This is a genomic window from Bacillus sp. VA13, assembly GCF_055710085.1.
In genome coordinates, this window is sequence record NZ_JBVQPP010000002.1 from 769711 (window position 1) to 786816 (window position 17106).

The following is a 17106-nucleotide window of genomic DNA, read 5'->3' on the forward strand; positions in this document are numbered from 1 at the left end:
TCGTTAAATTTTTAAATAAGTACGTACAATTAGAAAGAGAAATGTAAACGCTTTACTCAACATTCGGGAGGGCAGGGAAATGAAGAATACTCCAACTCAATTAGAACCAAATGCTCCTGTAACACGAAGCCATTCAATGGGATTTGTCATTTTGATCTCATGCGCGGCGGGACTTGGCGGCTTATTGTACGGCTATGACACGGCAGTGATTTCAGGCGCCATCGGTTTTCTGAAAGATTTATACAGTCTGAGTCCATTTATGGAAGGGCTTGTGATTTCCAGCATTATGATCGGAGGAGTAGTGGGCGTCGGAATTTCTGGATTTTTAAGCGACAGGTTTGGACGGAGAAAAATTTTAATGACAGCTGCTTTGTTATTTGCGATATCAGCCATCGTTTCAGCGCTTTCTCAAGACGTGTCTACCTTAATTATTGCAAGGATTATCGGAGGCCTCGGGATTGGGATGGGCTCATCACTCTCTGTTACGTATATTACGGAAGCTGCGCCGCCTGCCATACGCGGAAGCCTTTCTTCCTTGTATCAGCTCTTTACGATATTGGGTATTTCCGCGACGTACTTTATTAATCTCGCTGTGCAGCGGTCTGGAACATACGAATGGGGTGTGCACACCGGCTGGAGATGGATGCTCGCTTATGGAATGGTGCCGTCTGTGATCTTTTTCCTCGTATTGCTCGTCGTGCCGGAAAGTCCGAGATGGCTGGCGAAAGCGGGCAAAACAAAAGAAGCGCTAAAGATACTGACACGTATTAATGGAGAAACTGTTGCAAAAGAAGAATTAAAGAACATTGAGAACTCTTTAAAAATAGAACAAATGGGATCGCTCTCCCAGCTTTTTAAGCCGGGTCTCAGAAAGGCGCTTGTCATTGGAATCCTGCTGGCGCTGTTTAACCAAGTCATTGGCATGAACGCGATTACTTACTACGGGCCGGAAATCTTCAAAATGATGGGATTCGGACAAAATGCCGGATTTGTGACAACCTGTATCGTAGGGGTTGTAGAAGTCATCTTTACCATTATTGCGGTGCTGTTGATTGATAAAGTCGGACGAAAAAAACTGATGTCCATCGGATCTGCTTTTATGGCTATTTTTATGATCTTAATCGGAACGTCGTTCTACTTTCAGTTAACAGACGGACTTATGCTGGTCTTCTTTATTTTAGGTTTTGTGGCGGCATTTTGTGTATCTGTAGGGCCGATCACATGGATTATGATTTCTGAAATCTTCCCGAACCATCTGCGTGCGCGGGCCGCGGGTATTGCGACCATCTTTTTATGGGGAGCAAACTGGGCGATCGGACAGTTTGTGCCAATGATGATCGACTCATTCGGGCTCGCCTATACATTCTGGATTTTTGCGGTGATTAACATCCTTTGCTTCCTGTTTGTTGTTACGATCTGTCCGGAAACAAAGAACAAATCGCTTGAAGAGATTGAAAAGCTCTGGATAAAATGAAAACGCTTTAAAAAAACAGGCCCTTTCTTTTGGAAGGGCTGTTTATGTTGGGATGCACCTTTTGGCGTTTTCTGTATAAGATATAGATATATAGGAAAAAATAATGCTGGATAAAACGCTGCGGCATGAAAACTCTGCGAATATTGTCGATGAATTGACTCTTAACAGTTGAATAAACAATTCCACCCTGTTAAAATAATTAAAGAAAGCAGAAATAATTTTTTTTGGCTATGATGGGACGTTTTTTGTCATAGCGGGACGTATAATGTCCAGCAAAAAAAGGAAGGAACGTTTGAGTCATGAACCAGTTAATACAAGCTCAAAAAAAATTATTGCCTGATCTTCTGCTCGTTATGCAAAAGAGGTTTGAAATCTTGCAGTATATCAGGCTGACAGAACCCATCGGGCGAAGAAGCCTGTCTGCCAGTCTCGGAATCAGCGAGCGTGTGTTGAGGGGCGAGGTTCAGTTTTTAAAGGAACAGAACCTGGTCGATATTAAAACAAACGGCATGACATTGACAGAAGAGGGTTATGAACTGCTTTCCGTTCTGGAAGATACGATGAAAGATGTTTTAGGTTTGACGCTTTTGGAAAAGACATTAAAAGAACGTTTAAATCTAAAGGATGCTATTATCGTGTCCGGAGACAGCGATCAATCCCCATGGGTCAAAAAAGAAATGGGAAGAGCAGCTGTCGCATGTATGAAAAAAAGATTTTCAGGCAAAAATATCGTCGCTGTAACTGGCGGTACGACAATTGAAGCTGTCGCCGAAATGATGACGCCGGATTCTAAAAACCGTGAGCTTTTGTTTGTGCCTGCAAGAGGCGGTTTAGGCGAAGACGTGAAAAACCAGGCGAACACCATATGCGCGCATATGGCGGAAAAGGCTTCAGGCACTTACCGGCTTTTGTTTGTTCCGGGACAGCTGTCACAAGGCGCCTATTCATCTATTATTGAAGAACCTTCTGTCAAAGAGGTGCTGAACACGATTAAATCAGCGAGTATGCTGGTTCACGGAATCGGTGAAGCTAAAACTATGGCTCAGCGGAGAAACACACCTTTAGAAGACTTAAAGAAAATAGATGATCACGACGCGGTGACAGAAGCGTTTGGCTACTATTTTAACGCGGACGGCGAAGTGGTCCACAAAGTGCATTCTGTCGGAATGCAGCTGGATGACATAGACGCCATCCCCGATATTATTGCGGTAGCGGGCGGATCATCAAAAGCCGAGGCGATCGAGGCTTACTTTAAAAAGCCCCGAAACACGGTTCTCGTCACAGACGAAGGAGCCGCAAAGAAGTTATTAAGGGATGAATAATCCCTCAATATAAATATCTCTCACTTATTTAAAGGAGGAAACAATCATGGCAGTAAAAGTCGGTATTAACGGTTTTGGTCGTATTGGACGTAACGTATTCCGCGCAGCATTAAACAATCCTGAAGTTGAGGTAGTAGCGGTTAACGATTTAACAGATGCTAACATGCTGGCTCATCTTTTACAATATGATTCTGTACACGGAAAATTAGACGCTGAAGTTTCAGTTGACGGTAACAACCTTGTTGTTAACGGCAAAACAATTGAAGTTTCTGCAGAACGCGATCCTGCTAAACTTAGCTGGGGTAAACAAGGCGTTGAAATCGTAGTTGAATCTACTGGTTTCTTCACAAAACGCGCAGACGCTGCGAAACACTTAGAAGCTGGCGCGAAAAAAGTAATCATCTCTGCTCCTGCTAACGAAGAAGATATCACAATCGTTATGGGTGTTAACGAAGATAAATACGATGCGGCTAACCATGATGTTATCTCTAACGCATCTTGCACAACAAACTGCCTTGCGCCGTTTGCAAAAGTACTTAACGACAAATTCGGCATCAAACGCGGTATGATGACAACTGTTCACTCTTACACGAACGATCAGCAAATCCTTGATCTTCCGCACAAAGACTACCGTCGTGCGCGTGCAGCAGCTGAAAACATCATCCCAACATCAACTGGTGCTGCTAAAGCAGTTTCTCTAGTTCTTCCTGAACTAAAAGGCAAACTGAACGGTGGAGCAATGCGTGTTCCAACTCCAAACGTTTCTCTAGTTGACTTGGTTGCTGAACTGAACCAAGAAGTAACAGCTGAAGAAGTAAACGCAGCTCTTAAAGAAGCAGCTGAAGGCGATCTTAAAGGAATCCTTGGCTACAGCGAAGAGCCATTAGTTTCTGGCGACTACAACGGAAACAAAAACTCTTCTACAATCGATGCTCTTTCTACAATGGTTATGGAAGGCAGCATGGTAAAAGTAATCTCTTGGTACGATAACGAAAGCGGCTACTCTAACCGCGTTGTTGACCTTGCAGCTTACATCGCAAAAAAAGGTCTTTAATTTATAGCTGAAAAAAGGACCTGACTTGGTTCTTTTGAATAGAAGCGCTATAATGAAAGCGGACAAGGGAAGGGGACGGACTCCCTTTCCCTTTTTCCATGAAGACCGGCTTTCAGAAAACGTTCTGTGATAGAGAAACGACCGCGTTTTTAGCAGCTTTGCCGGCGCTTTCGCCTAAGGCCGCTGCCCTGGCTTCAGACGAACTGCCCTGTGCCGAAAAAAGACTGCGATCTGCCCTAGCGGAGTTATCGCTTGACCAGACGGTTTCACGTTTTTCGTGCTGTATGCAAACCATTTTGAAGGAGGATCTCCTAGGCATGAATAAGAAAACTCTCAAAGACATCGACGTAAAAGGCAAAGTTGTATTCTGCCGCGTTGACTTTAACGTTCCAATGAAAGACGGGGAAGTAACAGACGATACACGTATCCGTGCTGCGCTTCCAACTATCAAACACCTTGCAGAACAAGGCGCAAAAGTCCTTCTTGCGAGCCACTTAGGCCGCCCGAAAGGCGAAGTGGTTGAGGAGCTTCGTTTAACTCCTGTCGCTGCACGTCTCGGCGAACTGCTTGGCAAAGAAGTGAAAAAAGCGGATGAAGCTTACGGTGATGCTGTAAAAGCACAAATTTCTGACATGAAGAACGGAGACGTTCTTGTATTGGAAAACGTACGTTTCTACCCTGGTGAAGAGAAAAATGATCCTGAGCTTGCAAAAGCATTTGCTGAGCTTGCAGATGTATATGTAAATGACGCATTCGGTGCTGCCCACCGTGCTCACGCATCTACAGCTGGAATTGCCGAGCATCTGCCAGCAGTTGCAGGTTTCTTAATGGAAAAAGAGCTTGACGTACTCGGAAAAGCGGTTTCTAACCCTGACCGCCCGTTCACAGCGATCATCGGCGGAGCGAAAGTAAAAGACAAAATCGGTGTGATCGAAAGTCTTCTTGATAAAGTAGACAACCTGATCATCGGCGGAGGTCTTGCTTATACATTCGTTAAAGCGCTTGGCCATGAAGTCGGTAAATCTCTTCTTGAAGAGGATAAAATCGAGCTTGCGAAATCATTTATGGACCGCGCGAAAGAAAAAGGCGTTAACTTCTACATGCCTGAAGATGTACTCGTTGCAGATGATTTCTCTAACGATGCAAACGTGAAAATTGTGCCGATCTCTGAAATCCCTAGTGATTTAGAAGCAATCGACATTGGTACGAAAACACGCGAAACGTATGCTGACGTAATCAAAAACAGCAAACTTGTCGTGTGGAACGGACCGATGGGCGTATTCGAAATCGACTTGTTCGCTCAAGGAACAAAAGCGGTTGCGGAAGCATTGGCAGAGGCGAAAGATACATACTCTGTCATCGGCGGAGGAGACTCTGCGGCAGCGGTTGAAAAATTCGGCCTTGCTGACAAAATGAGCCACATCTCAACAGGCGGCGGCGCATCCCTTGAGTTTATGGAAGGCAAAGAGCTTCCAGGGGTAGCTGCACTTAACGATAAATAATCTCAAAACTGCTATAAGGAAGTGGAACAGATGAGAAAACCAATTATCGCCGGTAACTGGAAAATGAACAAAACACTCGGCGAAGCTGTCAGCTTCGTTGAAGAAGTGAAATCTTCCATTCCAGCAGCAGACAAAGCGGAAGCTGTTGTTTGCGCGCCAGCACTTTTCTTAGAAAAGCTTACTTCTGCTGTTAAAGGCACTGACCTAAAAGTCGGCGCACAAAACATGCACTTCGAAGAAAGCGGCGCGTTCACAGGCGAAATCAGCCCGGTTGCTCTTAACGACCTTGGCGTTGACTACTGCGTCATCGGCCACTCTGAGCGCCGTGAAATGTTCGCTGAAACTGATGAAACAGTTAACAAAAAAGCACACGCTGCTTTCAAACACGGCATTGTGCCGATCATCTGTGTAGGTGAAACGCTTGAAGAGCGCGAAGCCGGCAAAACAAATGATCTTGTTGCTGACCAAGTGAAAAAAGGCCTTGCTGGTCTTTCTGAAAAACAAGTTGCTGCTTCTGTTATTGCGTATGAGCCAATCTGGGCAATCGGAACAGGCAAATCTTCTACAGCAAAAGATGCGAACGACGTGTGTGCGCATATCCGTAAAACCGTCGCTGAAAGCTTCAGCCAAGAAACTGCAGACAAGCTTCGCATCCAATATGGCGGAAGCGTAAAGCCTGCAAACATTAAAGAATATATGGCAGAATCCGATATTGACGGTGCTTTGGTCGGCGGCGCGAGCCTTGAGCCACAGTCATTCGTTCAATTATTGGAGGAAGGTCAATATGAGTAAAAAACCAGCTGCACTCATCATTCTTGATGGGTTCGGATTACGTAACGAAACAGTAGGAAACGCAGTCGCTTTAGCGAAAAAACCGAATTTTGACCGCTACTGGAACCAGTATCCTCATCAAACATTGACTGCTTCAGGCGAGGCTGTAGGTCTTCCTGAAGGGCAAATGGGGAACTCCGAAGTAGGTCACTTAAATATCGGTGCGGGACGTATTGTGTACCAAAGCTTAACACGCGTAAATGTTGCCATTCGTGAAGGAGAGTTCGAACGCAATCAAACATTCCTTGACGCGATTAACAACGCGAAAGAAAACGACAAAGCCCTGCACCTGTTCGGCCTTTTATCAGACGGCGGCGTGCACAGCCACATCAATCATTTGTTCGCATTGTTAAAGCTTGCGAAAAATGAAGGGCTGACAAAGGTTTACATTCATGGTTTCCTTGACGGCCGTGATGTAGGTCCGCAAACAGCGAAAACATACATCAACCAGCTGAACGAACAAATTGAGGAAATCGGTGTTGGAGAAATCGCCAGCGTTTCCGGACGCTACTACTCAATGGACCGCGACAAACGCTGGGACCGTGTAGAAAAAGCGTACCGCGCAATGGCGTACGGCGAAGGCCCGACATACCGCAGCGCAATGGATGTTGTGGATGATTCATATGCGAACGGAATCTATGATGAGTTCGTGATTCCATCTGTCATCACAAAAGAAAACGGTGAGCCTGTTGCGAAAATCCAAGACGGCGATTCTGTGATTTTCTATAATTTCAGACCGGACCGCGCCATCCAGATTTCTAACACGTTCACAAACAAAGACTTCCGCGATTTCGACCGCGGCGAGAATTATCCGAAGAACCTGCATTTCGTCTGCCTGACTCACTTCAGTGAATCAGTTGACGGCTATGTGGCGTTTAAACCGATAAATCTTGATAACACAGTCGGAGAAGTATTATCTCAGCATGGATTAAAACAGCTTCGAATTGCAGAAACTGAAAAGTATCCGCACGTCACGTTCTTTATGAGCGGCGGCCGTGAAGCTGAATTCCCAGGTGAAGAGCGTATTCTCATCAACTCGCCGAAAGTTGCAACATATGACTTGAAGCCAGAAATGAGTGCGTATGAAGTAAGGGACGCGCTTGTCAAAGAAATTGAAGCTGACAAGCATGACGCGATCATTCTTAACTTCGCAAACCCTGATATGGTCGGCCACTCCGGAATGGTTGAACCAACAATTAAAGCAATTGAAGCAGTGGACGAATGCTTAGGCGAAGTCGTTGACGCGATTCTCGCTAAAGGCGGACATGCTATCATTACCGCTGATCACGGTAATGCTGATATTCTGATTACAGAATCAGGCGAACCGCACACTGCACATACGACAAATCCAGTCCCTGTGATTGTTACGAAGGAAGGCATCACGCTGCGTGAAGGCGGAATCCTAGGCGACCTTGCACCAACGTTATTAGACCTTCTCGGTGTTGAAAAACCGAAAGAAATGACAGGAACATCGTTAATTCAAAAATAATTTGAAATCAAAAGGAGAGACAAAACTCATGCCATACATTGTTGATGTTTATGCACGCGAAGTATTAGACTCCCGCGGCAACCCAACAGTTGAAGTTGAAGTATATACAGAAACAGGAGCTTTCGGCCGCGCACTAGTGCCAAGCGGAGCTTCTACAGGTGAATACGAAGCAGTTGAGCTTCGTGACGGCGACAAAGACCGTTACCTTGGAAAAGGCGTGTTAACAGCTGTTAACAACGTAAACGAAATCATTTCTCCAGAGCTTCTTGGCTTTGATGTAACTGAACAAAACGCTATCGACCAGCTTTTAATCGAGCTTGACGGTACTGAAAACAAAGGCAAACTTGGTGCGAACGCAATCCTTGGCGTATCTATGGCTTGTGCGCGCGCTGCTGCTGATTTCTTACAGATTCCTCTTTATCAATACCTTGGAGGATTCAACTCAAAAACGCTTCCTGTACCGATGATGAACATCGTAAACGGCGGAGAGCATGCTGATAACAACGTGGATATTCAAGAATTCATGATCATGCCTGTAGGTGCCCCTAACTTCCGTGAAGCACTTCGCATGGGCGCTCAAATCTTCCACAGCCTGAAATCAGTTCTTTCTGCTAAAGGAATGAACACAGCTGTAGGTGATGAAGGCGGATTCGCTCCAAACCTTGGTTCTAACGAAGAAGCGCTTCAAACAATCGTTGAAGCAATCGAAAAAGCCGGCTTCAAACCTGGCGAAGAAGTGAAACTTGCTATGGATGCTGCATCTTCTGAGTTCTACAACAAAGAAGACGGCAAATACCATCTGTCTGGCGAAGGCGTTGTGAAAACATCTGCTGAAATGGTTGATTGGTACGAAGAAATGGTTTCTAAATACCCAATCATCTCTATCGAAGACGGACTTGACGAAAACGACTGGGAAGGCCACAAGCTTCTTACTGAGCGTCTTGGCAAAAAAGTTCAGCTTGTTGGTGATGACCTCTTCGTTACAAACACGAAAAAACTTGCTGAAGGTATCAAAAACGGCGTAGGCAACTCTATCCTGATCAAAGTAAACCAAATCGGTACATTGACTGAAACATTCGATGCGATCGAAATGGCGAAACGCGCAGGCTACACTGCTGTTATCTCTCACCGTTCTGGTGAAACTGAAGACAGCACAATCGCTGACATCGCTGTGGCAACAAACGCAGGACAAATCAAAACAGGTGCTCCGTCTCGTACGGACCGTGTTGCGAAATACAACCAGCTTCTTCGCATCGAAGATCAGTTGGCTGAAACTGCTCAATACCACGGTATTAACTCTTTCTACAACTTAAACAAGTAATAAAATGACCGCCGGGAGAATTCTCGGCGGTTTTTTTATGTTTTAGAGATCAAAATAAAGCCTCACCATATCGCGGCATTGAATGCCGTTTTCAAAGATCTCCTCATCATAGTGTCTAATAAAAAAATCATGATCGATCGCCTGAAGGCGGAATCCGCATTTTTGATAAAGAGACAGCTGATGGATGCTGGAATTTCCAGTGCCAATCTCAATCACCTTTGCTCCCATTTGTTTCGCTTTTTCAATGGCATCGCGGATAAGAAGCTTGCCAATGCCCTGTTTTTGCATTGTTGGTTTTACTGCGATGTTAACGATTTCTACGGTTTGCGGTCTGGTTGTGATCATCACGTATACACCAGCCAGCTCGCCCGATATATAGGCAGTGTAGCATTCTCCTCTGGTTATGTATTCATCAACAATCTCTTTCGACGGATCGGCGAGCAGCAGAAGCTCATACAGCGCTTGGTTATAGTTTGTAGCTTTTTGAATGGTGAGCTGTTGCATCATTATTCCACCTTTTCACATGTTTATAGAGATATTTTTGTGATTTCCTCCAATTTCATACCATTCTATTATAAAATATGTAACATAGGAAATCTGTACAAATTAGTGGATAGAAAATAGGAGGAAAGTCACATGTTTTGTAAGGAATGCGGTCAAAAAAATAAAGAAGGAGCCAAGTTTTGTAAAGAATGCGGCACCCCGATCGGAGAGAGCAGCAGACAGGCACATAAAGAAACAGCAAGTAATGCTGAAACGAGGCAGGCTCCTCGAAAACCAATCCCTAAGAAGACCATCGTTTTATGGAGCAGCATTGCCGCAGCGTGCATCATATTATTCGCCGCATATAAAACCGGAGCGTACTTTACTTCAAAGGATAGGTTAGTCGACAAATTTGAACAGGCTGTAAATGATGAGGATAAAGAGCAAATCGCGTCTCTCCTTACGCCGGTAAATGACAAGCTCAAGCTGACTAAAAATAATGTAAAACCGTTTCTTACCTATTTAAAGGACCATCCTGACAAAAAAGATGAGCTTTTTGCATCGCTGCGTGCTGAAACAGCCCAAAAGGATATCGTATATGCGGAGAAAGACGGGAAAAGCGTGCTAGTATTTGACCATTATGACTTAAAGATAGCACCTGTTTATTTTGAAGTGACCAGCAATTATAAAAATACCGTTCTATATGTCAACAAAGAGGAAGCCGGATCTGTAAAGAAGGCGGATCAAGCACAAACCCTCGGTCCGTACATTCCCGGTGACTATACAGTCTCAGCCAAACTGAAAAACGATGTAGTCGATCTTGTGAAAAAGGAAGACATTCAGGCGGTTGGCGATAACAGCTTTCGTGTGGATCTCTCATTGGAAGCTGACGATGTGACATTCAGCTTAGCGGATGACATTAAAAACGGGAAGGGAGATTTGCTGATTAACGGCAAGTCGATTCATAAAGACCCGTTCAAATCCGTAACATACGGCCCGCTTCTGACAGACGGATCCATGACGGCTTCGGTCGAAGCAGAGTTTCCATGGGGAAAAACAAAAACAGCGGGCGTTCCGATTGATCATAAAGAAATGGAATTAACGTTAATTCCTGATCAAGATACTCAGGAAACGATGATGAACACGATTGTCAAAACAACAAAACAGTACTCTAAAGCGCTATCAGATGGGAATACAGCCCAGATGACAGAGGCTAGTGCCAAATGGAAAGCAGAGACGAAGGATACCGTCGATTCTATGAAAAACACGGATTCATACTTAAAAGATAAATACTTAGAAACAGATTTTGACCTAGATACATTCGCGCTCTCTCAGAAAAACGACGGGACATGGCAGGTATCGGTAAATGGGAAAGAACTTCACCAGTCTTCTTCGTATAACGACTATTCAAATCCTGAAATGACTGATGACAGCCCGAGTTACGAATATCTCCTTTCATATGATAAAAAACAGAAAAAATGGATTTTCGAAAATGCAGAATCAACATTTGAATCTGCCGGAACAAATATAAAGAAAATCAAAAATGATAAACCGGAGACGTACACATCCGCCTGGGAAGGCTCAAAAAATAAAGACAGTAAAAGGTCAACAAGCGGTGATGTTACAGATGAACAAGTGACATTATTTATGGGCAGTTATCTGCAAGGTCAGGCAGATGCCGTGAATCAAAATAATTTCTCGCTGATGGAAGACAGCCTTCAAAGAGGCAGTTCCCTTTATTCCGACCAGCAGCACCTCGTGGCGAAATTAAATAAAGAGGGGACAACAGAAGACTTTAATAACTATGAAGTGAAAAGCTGGAGCCAAAATGGATCAGCGATTACGATTAAAACGTATGAAGAATTCTACATCACAAAATCAGGCGGCAGTCCAAAGCTCAGAACATATAACTGGACCTATACCGGCGTAGTGAAGAACGGAAGAATTTACTTAACGTCTATTCAATAAAATAACCCCATCACCAGCAGGTGATGGGGTTGTTTTTTAAAAGAGCATATAACGGAAAATCTTTTTCATATAGTGTTCGATAATAAGCTGAAATGTAACGCATGTGAGCAGATAAATCACAATCGTTGAGTAAATGATATCAACCTTTCCTTTATATGAATGCTGGTAACTGCTCAGCATCGCAGGAGGAATAGCAAAGAATGCACCGATTAAACCAACAGCTAACACGGTGAAGCAAATGTCTGTATGTAATAAAAAGAATAAAAGGGCAATAATCAAAATAGCCGTAAATGGAATGAGAAACGCACCAAATCTGGAAAATGAATCTTTGAAAGATACTGGGTTTCCCGCGATTTTTAAGGCGAAAAAGATCAATGCATGCAAACCGAAAATAAACAGGGCAAAGTAAATGGTTGGCTCTAAAAAGACTGCTGTAAAGCTTACGCTGCCGGGACCGTCTGAAAAAAGAATATAAAACATCAAAGGGGTCAGCAAACTGAACAGAACCATTGTAATTATCGCGCTGATCAGCTGTTCTCCGCCTGTTGTTTTACATTCCTGATAAGGGCGTTTCAGGACGGCCAGGACAAAAGATCCGAACTGCTTTGCTGCTTGTTTTGCAGCGGCTCCGGTTTGCGCTGCCTGCTGTTGGCCTGATTGACCAGGGAGCGGTGATCCGCATTTCTCACAAAACTTTCCGCCATCTGTTTGATGGCCGCATTGAGGACAATACATAAAATAACTCCTTTAGCTGCAATATAGGGAAAATAGACTACTAGTTTTATTATAAAAGAAAAAAGTTGTAAAGTAACCAATATTCATACAAAAATACCACACAAAAAAGACACGAGCCCAATACCAGCTGTGTCTTTTTTTATGCTAGTTATTAAATATTTTTCAAATACATCTCCAAAATCCTTAAGATGATACTGCGAGCGAACGGATGTCAGCCAAGTGAATCTGATTTCGGTCAGTTCTTTATATTGAGAAACAATGTTGACGTGTTCAGGACGGGTGTGATGAAGAATAGTCACGGCTTTATCTAAGCTTTGTTCCGCTTGATTGATTAAAATATCATTTTCATAGATTGTTATGGCGATGCGAAGCAGTGCACTATATAGGCCTTTTAACTTTAAAACCGAGATGAACGTCATTACCAGACTGATGGGATTAATCTTAGCGGTCGTTGCGGTCGGAATGATTGGTGCCGGGCTGAGAGGCATGTTTCCGATCTTAACGTCATAATGCAAAAAGCAGTTCCCTTACTTCAGGGAGCTGCTTTCTTTTGTTTTCGGCACGTATTGAAAGACTTCCTCACTCTCGAAAAATTCAATCAATCTGCTCAGCCAGTCATAGTAATGAAGCCATTCTCTTAGTTCATTCAGCAGCTGATTGACTTTCTCTTCCGCTTCGGGGGTAAGCCCGTCCCTTTGTAAAAGATCAGTCAGCTCCCGGTTTAATTTTTTATACAGCACTTTGTTTTTGCTCACGACCTTTGTCCAATTCGCCGCAAATAAAGAAATGAAGGTTTGATAATAATCCTGCTCGACGTCATAAAGGTCTTTTCGTACGCCTTTTTCAAACACCTTTTCGGCAATATTGGCATCGATCATTTCACGGACAACCTGGCTCATCCGTGTTTTGCTCATGCCCGTTGCCTCAGAGAGCTCGCTTAATGTCATCGGTTTTCGATTCATATAAATAATTCCAAGCACACGCCCGACAGTTGAAGGCATTCCAAACGTATGCATATTATCGGCAATCTTCTCAATGAGATGCTCTTCAGCATGTTCAATGATGTCGAGAGCAGTTTTTTCCACAGCTGATCATCCCTTCAAATGGCAATTGATGGTGTCAATATATCATATTTCTGCCAGTTGTTGAAAATAGCTGAATGCAGAGGAAGAGGGAGGTATCCGGCGTAATTGTAAGAACACCCTTTCCGTTTTGGTCATAACAATAAATAATCTGTAAATAACATATAATTTCAACACATTGTAAACTTTTTATTTTATAAAGTTCAAACTATAATAAAGATTATACTTTTCAGAAAAATCAAAGGAAACCTGTGGAGGTGCACGGATTGCTGAAATTGGAACAAGTGTCAAAAGTATATAAGGGCGGAAAAAAAGCTGTGAACAGCATTGATTTAGATATTGCCAAGGGTGAGTTTATCTGTTTTATCGGCCCGAGCGGCTGCGGAAAAACGACGACGATGAAGATGATTAACAGACTGATAGAACCATCGTCGGGAAGGATCTTTATCGACGGAGAAAATATTATGGAACAGGACCCGGTTGAGCTGAGGAGAAAAATCGGCTATGTGATTCAGCAGATTGGTTTGTTCCCTCACATGACCATTCAGCAGAATATCTCACTCGTACCAAAACTGCTGAAATGGCCTGAAGAAAAACGGAAAGAACGGGCGAGAGAGCTGTTAAAGCTCGTGGATATGGGCCCGGAATATTTAGACCGTTATCCCCATGAGCTCAGTGGCGGACAGCAGCAAAGAATCGGCGTGCTGCGTGCACTGGCTGCGGAACCCCCTCTCATTTTAATGGATGAACCGTTCGGAGCGCTTGATCCGATTACGCGTGATTCCCTTCAGGAAGAATTTAAAAAACTGCAAAGAACACTAAACAAAACCATTGTGTTTGTAACCCACGATATGGATGAAGCCATTAAGCTTGCTGACCGGATTGTGATTTTAAAAGCGGGAGAAATCGTTCAAGTCGGTACACCTGATGAGATTCTCCGGAACCCGGCGAATGAATTTGTGGAAGAATTTATCGGGAAAGAGCGCCTGATCCAGACAAGGCCTGAAATTGAGCGGGTTGAGCAGATGATGAACAGAACGCCTGTCACGGTCACAGCGGACAAAACGCTTTCTCAGGCGATTCAGCTGATGAGAGAAAAACGTGTCGATTCGCTGCTCGTTGTAGACCGTCAAAATGTGCTGAAGGGCTATGTTGATGTGGAAATGATTGATCAAAACCGCAAAAAAGCGAGCGTCGTTGGTGATGTATACCGCTCTGATATATATACCGTACAAAAAGGGGCGCTTCTTCGCGATACGGTCCGAAAAATCTTGAAGCAGGGAATCAAGTATGTTCCTGTGGTGGATGAACAGAACCATTTAGCAGGAATTGTGACGAGAGCGAGCCTTGTTGATATCGTATACGACTCTATATGGGGTGAGGAAGACCAGCTTATGACGATCTGAACAGGGGAGGAGCTCTTTTAAGATGAATCAAATGATGACTTTTTTGCAAACGAACGGCGGAGAGCTGCTGTATAAAACAGGAGAGCATTTATATATTTCACTCATAGCCGTTGTATTGGGCATAATCGTAGCAGTGCCGCTCGGTGTCGCTCTCACTAGAATGAAAAAAGGTGCAGGTGCGATTATAGGTGTCGTCAACATTGTGCAAACCTTGCCGAGTCTGGCGATTTTAGCCTTTTTTATTCCGCTTCTCGGCGTAGGGAAAGTGCCTGCGATTGTCGCTTTATTTTTCTATTCGGTGCTGCCGATCCTGCGTAATACGTATACCGGCATCAAAGGTGTAAACAAAAATCTGCTGGAATCGGGAAAAGGGATTGGCATGACCGGATGGGAGCAGATTCGGCTCGTCGAAATCCCGCTGGCGATTCCGATCATCATGGCGGGAATCCGCACGTCAACGATTTATTTAATCGGCTGGGCGACACTTGCGTCGTTTATCGGCGGCGGCGGTCTCGGTGACTACATTTTTATCGGCCTGAACCTGTATCAGCCTGAATATATCATTGGCGGCGCCGTCCCGGTCACGATCCTGGCAATTATCATTGATTATGTGCTGGCTGTGACAGAACGAAAGGTGACGCCGAAAGGATTGCAAGGGATGAAGGAAGTTTCGTAAGGAGTTGGCTTTGTTGAAAACGAAAAAAATCAAATGGCTTGGCGCGCTCGCTCTCACCTTTGTCCTGCTGCTGAGCGGCTGTGCTTTGCCGGGACTCGGCGGCGCTTCAGATGAAACGATCAAAATCGGGGCGCAAAGCATGACAGAATCAGAAATTTTAGCGAATATGATCGCGCAGCTTATTGAACATGATACAGATTTGAATACCGCTTTAGTGAAAAACCTCGGATCAAACTATGTACAGCACCAAGCAATGCTGGGCGGTGACATTGATATTTCTGCCACGCGCTATTCCGGAACGGATTTAACAAGCACCCTCGGCAAGGAAGCGGAAAAGGATCCGAAAAAAGCACTTAACATTGTGCAGAACGAGTTTAAGAAGCGCTTTTCCTATAAATGGTTTGATTCCTACGGATTTGATAACACATATGCCTTCACCGTAACAAAAAAGTTTGCGGAAAAGGAGCATATTAACACCGTGTCTGACCTGAAGAAAAACGCTTCACAATATAAATTGGGCGTCGACAATGCCTGGCTGAAACGAAAAGGCGACGGATATAAAGGCTTTGTCAGCACATATGGCTTTGAGTTCGGCACAACTTATCCGATGCAGATCGGGCTTGTCTATGACGCAGTCAAAAATGGGAAAATGGACGCCGTTCTGGCTTATTCAACGGATGGACGGATTAAAGCCTATGATCTGAAAATCTTAAAAGACGATAAGCGTTTCTTCCCGCCGTATGACTGTTCACCGGTGATTCCGGAAAAAGTGCTTAAGGAACATCCGGAGCTTGAAGGTGTGATCAATAAGCTGATTGGGCAAATCGATACGGAAACGATGCAGGAGCTTAACTATGAGGTAGATGGCAAACTGAAGGAGCCTTCTGTCGTAGCAAAGGAATTTTTAGAGAAACATCATTATTTTGACTAAGAAAAGAGGCGGATCATATGGAAGTACTACAGCAGCTTGGCACTTACTATTCGCAAAACGGCGGTTACGTGCTGCAGGAGTTTTACCGCCATTTTCTGATGTCGGTGTACGGCGTTTTATTTGCCGCCATTGTTGGAATTCCGCTCGGTATTCTGATCGCCAGATACAGAACATTAAGCGGGTGGATTTTTGCGGTGACGAACGTCATTCAGACCATCCCGGCTCTCGCCATGCTCGCTGTGCTGATGCTTGTCATGGGGCTGGGCGCTAATACGGTGATATTGTCATTATTTCTGTATTCACTTCTGCCGATTATCAGAAACACGTATACAGGCATTATCAGCATTGAACACGCTTATCTTGAATCCGGAAAAGCGATGGGAATGACAAAATTTCAAGTGCTGCGGATGGTCGAGCTTCCGCTTGCACTTTCTGTCATTATGGCGGGCCTTCGCACAGCGCTTGTCATTGCGATCGGCATTACGGCCATCGGAACATTTGTCGGTGCAGGCGGACTGGGGGATATCATCGTCAGGGGATCAAACGCAACAAACGGAACAGCGATAATATTAGCGGGCGCGATCCCCACAGCTCTGATGGCGGTGATTGCCGATTTGGTCATGGGCTGGCTTGAACGCGCGTTAAGCCCGATTAAAAAGAAGAAAAATCTGGCCAGCGCCGCATAAGAAAAAACGCCTTGTGAATGGGACTGACCCCCGTTTTTGAGACAGGGATCAAAACACCTTTTAAACAGCCAATTGCCGATAGTTTATCGGTGATTGGTTGTTTAGTTTCGTTTGAATACGAATATTGTTATAATAATGAATGTATT

17 protein-coding genes and 2 pseudogenes are annotated in these 17106 nt (G+C 44.3%); 13 read left to right on the forward strand and 6 right to left on the reverse strand.

The annotated features are described in order from the left end of the window. Window positions 1-79 precede the first annotated feature (79 nt). From araE to gap, 3 genes are all read left to right on the forward strand, one after another. The gene (araE, locus tag AC0C66_RS12010) at window positions 80-1474 is read left to right on the forward strand and encodes an arabinose-proton symporter AraE (protein WP_072183257.1); all 1395 of its coding nucleotides are present in this window, start codon (window positions 80-82) and stop codon (window positions 1472-1474) included. A gap of 299 nt (window positions 1475-1773) precedes the next feature. Then, complete coding sequence (cggR, locus tag AC0C66_RS12015; protein ID WP_014115202.1) at window positions 1774-2796, forward strand: gapA transcriptional regulator CggR; 1023 nt, start codon at window positions 1774-1776, stop codon at window positions 2794-2796. A 46-nt stretch (window positions 2797-2842) separates the two neighbouring features. Beyond that, window positions 2843-3850: a type I glyceraldehyde-3-phosphate dehydrogenase gene (gap, locus tag AC0C66_RS12020; RefSeq protein WP_003219957.1), complete on the forward strand. Its 1008-nt coding sequence runs from the start codon at window positions 2843-2845 to the stop codon at window positions 3848-3850. A 112-nt stretch (window positions 3851-3962) separates the two neighbouring features. On the opposite strand, the gene AC0C66_RS12025 is transcribed toward gap, so the two are convergent. Next, window positions 3963-4145 (reverse strand): hypothetical protein, encoded by a 183-nt coding sequence (locus AC0C66_RS12025; RefSeq protein WP_472973591.1) that lies wholly within the window; start codon window positions 4143-4145, stop codon window positions 3963-3965. A gap of 22 nt (window positions 4146-4167) precedes the next feature. On the opposite strand from AC0C66_RS12025, the gene AC0C66_RS12030 reads away from it, so the two are divergent. Genes AC0C66_RS12030 through eno form a run of 4 tightly spaced genes read left to right on the forward strand, consistent with a single transcriptional unit; the run spans window position 4168 to window position 8993 of the window. Next, a complete protein-coding gene (locus AC0C66_RS12030; protein ID WP_472973592.1) occupies window positions 4168-5352 on the forward strand; it encodes a phosphoglycerate kinase in 1185 nt (394 codons plus the stop codon). Window positions 5353-5382: 30 nt separating this feature from the next. Beyond that, window positions 5383-6144 (forward strand): triose-phosphate isomerase, encoded by a 762-nt coding sequence (gene tpiA, locus AC0C66_RS12035; protein WP_472973593.1) that lies wholly within the window; start codon window positions 5383-5385, stop codon window positions 6142-6144. Next, window positions 6137-7672 carry a 2,3-bisphosphoglycerate-independent phosphoglycerate mutase gene (gene gpmI / locus AC0C66_RS12040; protein WP_472973594.1) on the forward strand — a complete coding sequence of 512 codons (1536 nt, stop codon included), beginning with the start codon at window positions 6137-6139 and terminating at the stop codon, window positions 7670-7672. The genes tpiA and gpmI overlap by 8 nt, the downstream gene beginning before the upstream one ends. A gap of 28 nt (window positions 7673-7700) precedes the next feature. Next, complete coding sequence (gene eno, locus AC0C66_RS12045; RefSeq protein ID WP_007409956.1) at window positions 7701-8993, forward strand: phosphopyruvate hydratase; 1293 nt, start codon at window positions 7701-7703, stop codon at window positions 8991-8993. A gap of 42 nt (window positions 8994-9035) precedes the next feature. On the opposite strand, the gene AC0C66_RS12050 is transcribed toward eno, so the two are convergent. Further along, window positions 9036-9503: a GNAT family N-acetyltransferase gene (locus tag AC0C66_RS12050; protein WP_072565278.1), complete on the reverse strand. Its 468-nt coding sequence runs from the start codon at window positions 9501-9503 to the stop codon at window positions 9036-9038. 126 nt (window positions 9504-9629) lie between these two features. Here AC0C66_RS12050 and AC0C66_RS12055 point away from each other — a divergent pair, with 126 nt between their 5' ends. Beyond that, a complete protein-coding gene (locus AC0C66_RS12055; protein ID WP_472973595.1) occupies window positions 9630-11444 on the forward strand; it encodes a zinc ribbon domain-containing protein in 1815 nt (604 codons plus the stop codon). A 36-nt stretch (window positions 11445-11480) separates the two neighbouring features. Here the strand turns inward: AC0C66_RS12055 and AC0C66_RS12060 are convergent, their stop codons facing one another. Both AC0C66_RS12060 and AC0C66_RS12065 read right to left on the reverse strand, forming a co-directional pair. Further along, complete coding sequence (locus AC0C66_RS12060; RefSeq protein WP_411210811.1) at window positions 11481-12179, reverse strand: zinc ribbon domain-containing protein; 699 nt, start codon at window positions 12177-12179, stop codon at window positions 11481-11483. Window positions 12180-12331: 152 nt separating this feature from the next. Further along, window positions 12332-12577 (reverse strand): annotated as a pseudogene (locus tag AC0C66_RS12065) (YvbH-like oligomerization domain-containing protein); the annotation flags it as partial. Between the two features lies 1 nt (window position 12578). On the opposite strand from AC0C66_RS12065, the pseudogene AC0C66_RS12070 reads away from it, so the two are divergent. Continuing rightward, window positions 12579-12689 (forward strand): annotated as a pseudogene (locus AC0C66_RS12070) (MarC family protein); the annotation flags it as partial. Window positions 12690-12706: 17 nt separating this feature from the next. Here the strand turns inward: AC0C66_RS12070 and opcR are convergent. Continuing rightward, a complete protein-coding gene (gene opcR / locus AC0C66_RS12075) occupies window positions 12707-13264 on the reverse strand; it encodes an opuC operon transcriptional regulator OpcR (protein WP_014115194.1) in 558 nt (185 codons plus the stop codon). A gap of 263 nt (window positions 13265-13527) precedes the next feature. Here opcR and opuCA point away from each other — a divergent pair, with 263 nt between their 5' ends. From opuCA to opuCD, 4 genes are read left to right on the forward strand one after another with little or no spacing between them, the layout of a single operon-like run. Then, a complete protein-coding gene (gene opuCA / locus AC0C66_RS12080) occupies window positions 13528-14667 on the forward strand; it encodes an osmoprotectant ABC transporter ATP-binding protein OpuCA (protein WP_014115193.1) in 1140 nt (379 codons plus the stop codon). 22 nt (window positions 14668-14689) lie between these two features. Then, the gene (gene opuCB / locus AC0C66_RS12085) at window positions 14690-15343 is read left to right on the forward strand and encodes a glycine betaine/carnitine/choline/choline sulfate ABC transporter permease OpuCB (RefSeq protein ID WP_003219978.1); all 654 of its coding nucleotides are present in this window, start codon (window positions 14690-14692) and stop codon (window positions 15341-15343) included. Between the two features lie 13 nt (window positions 15344-15356). Then, on the forward strand, window positions 15357-16274 hold the full coding sequence (gene opuCC, locus AC0C66_RS12090) for an osmoprotectant ABC transporter substrate-binding lipoprotein OpuCC (protein WP_014115192.1): 918 nt from the start codon (window positions 15357-15359) through the stop codon (window positions 16272-16274). A 17-nt stretch (window positions 16275-16291) separates the two neighbouring features. Further along, window positions 16292-16960 (forward strand): glycine betaine/carnitine/choline/choline sulfate ABC transporter permease OpuCD, encoded by a 669-nt coding sequence (gene opuCD / locus AC0C66_RS12095; RefSeq protein WP_072183253.1) that lies wholly within the window; start codon window positions 16292-16294, stop codon window positions 16958-16960. A 60-nt stretch (window positions 16961-17020) separates the two neighbouring features. On the opposite strand, the gene AC0C66_RS12100 is transcribed toward opuCD, so the two are convergent. Beyond that, window positions 17021-17106, reverse strand: an 86-nt coding sequence (locus tag AC0C66_RS12100) for an IS3 family transposase (RefSeq protein WP_131121716.1), incomplete at its 5' end; no start/stop codon positions are given.

Excerpts from the sequence above, each read along its gene's own strand:
- AC0C66_RS12030 (WP_472973592.1), top strand. The coding sequence starts at position 4,168 with ATGAATAAGAAAACTCTCAAAGACATCGACGTAAAAGGCAAAGTTGTA.
- eno (WP_007409956.1), top strand. The coding sequence starts at position 7,701 with ATGCCATACATTGTTGATGTTTATGCACGCGAAGTATTAGACTCCCGC.
- opuCD (WP_072183253.1), top strand. The coding sequence starts at position 16,292 with ATGGAAGTACTACAGCAGCTTGGCACTTACTATTCGCAAAACGGCGGT.
- gap (WP_003219957.1), top strand. The coding sequence starts at position 2,843 with ATGGCAGTAAAAGTCGGTATTAACGGTTTTGGTCGTATTGGACGTAAC.
- opuCB (WP_003219978.1), top strand. The coding sequence starts at position 14,690 with ATGAATCAAATGATGACTTTTTTGCAAACGAACGGCGGAGAGCTGCTG.
- gpmI (WP_472973594.1), top strand. The coding sequence starts at position 6,137 with ATGAGTAAAAAACCAGCTGCACTCATCATTCTTGATGGGTTCGGATTA.
- AC0C66_RS12055 (WP_472973595.1), top strand. The coding sequence starts at position 9,630 with ATGTTTTGTAAGGAATGCGGTCAAAAAAATAAAGAAGGAGCCAAGTTT.
- AC0C66_RS12060 (WP_411210811.1), bottom strand. The coding sequence starts at position 12,179 with ATGTATTGTCCTCAATGCGGCCATCAAACAGATGGCGGAAAGTTTTGT.
- tpiA (WP_472973593.1), top strand. The coding sequence starts at position 5,383 with ATGAGAAAACCAATTATCGCCGGTAACTGGAAAATGAACAAAACACTC.
- araE (WP_072183257.1), top strand. The coding sequence starts at position 80 with ATGAAGAATACTCCAACTCAATTAGAACCAAATGCTCCTGTAACACGA.
- AC0C66_RS12025 (WP_472973591.1), bottom strand. The coding sequence starts at position 4,145 with ATGGTTTGCATACAGCACGAAAAACGTGAAACCGTCTGGTCAAGCGAT.
- cggR (WP_014115202.1), top strand. The coding sequence starts at position 1,774 with ATGAACCAGTTAATACAAGCTCAAAAAAAATTATTGCCTGATCTTCTG.